The 995-nt window shown below is 65.8% G+C and carries 1 pseudogene; it reads right to left on the bottom strand.

What is annotated here, in order from left to right:
• Nucleotides 1–916, bottom strand: a pseudogene (locus ACP56T_RS21870) (IS3-like element ISMex11 family transposase); the annotation flags it as partial.
• Nucleotides 917–995 lie beyond the last annotated feature (79 nt).

Raw genomic sequence — 995 nt, 5'->3', positions numbered from 1 at the left:
TCGACCAGCGCGTTGTCGGTCGGCTTGCCAGGGCGCGAGAAGTCCAACGTGACGCCGTTCTCGTAGGCCCAGCGGTCGAGTGCTTTCGAGACGAACTCAGGCCCATTATCGACCTGGATCGCGCACGGTGCTCCGCGCAGCATTGCCAAGCGGGCGACGACCGCCACGACCTGCTCGCCCTTGTTGCCTTGGTCGACCTCAATCGCCAGGGCCTCGCGCGTGAACGCATCGACGACCGTCAGAGCTCGCAGCCGGCGGCCATCGAACAGCGCGTCGGAGACGAAGTCCATCGACCAGCGTTCGTTCGGCCGGAGCGCGGCCGGCTGACGCTCACGGTGTGCCGCACTGACGTGCCGGCGGGGCCGCTTGAGCCGCAGGCTAAGGCCCTCATCCCTGTAGAGGCGGTGGACCCTTTTGTGATTCACCCGCCAACCTTCCCGGCGCAGCAGGATGTAGATCCTGAAGTAGCCGTAGCGCACCCGGCTCTTGGCCAGATCGCAGATGCGCATCCGCAGTGGTGCCTGATCGGGCTTGGTCGAGCGGTAGCGGACGCCCGACCGGCCGACGCCGAGCGCGGCGCAGCCGCGCCGCTCGCTCACCCCGTGCGCCTCCTGAACCTGGTGCACGAGTTCGCGTCGCCGAGCAGGCGTCAGAGCTTTTTTGCGAGCACGTCCTGCAAGATGTGCTTGTCGAGGCTCAGATCGGCCACGAGTTGCTTGAGCTTGCGGTTCTCGTCCTCAAGCTGCTTCAGCCGCCTCAGCTCGCCTGTGCCCAAGCCGCCGTAGAGCTTCTTCCAGCGGTAAAACGTCTGCTCGGAGATGCCCATCCGACGCAGCACCTCCGCGACCGGTGTCCCGGTCTCGGCCTGCTTCAGCGCGAAGGCGATCTGCTCCTCGGTGAACCTGCTCTTCTTCACGGCTCTGCTCCTCCCCTCAGGGTCTCACAAAACCGGAAAACTCGCACTCACGCCGGACCAAAGCGATGGGGGGACGTCA

The organism is Methylobacterium endophyticum (assembly GCF_050591105.1).
In the GTDB taxonomy this organism is placed as follows: domain Bacteria; phylum Pseudomonadota; class Alphaproteobacteria; order Rhizobiales; family Beijerinckiaceae; genus Methylobacterium.
The sequence above is the reverse complement of the archived record's forward strand: the minus strand, read 5'-3'. Positions and strand labels throughout refer to the sequence as shown.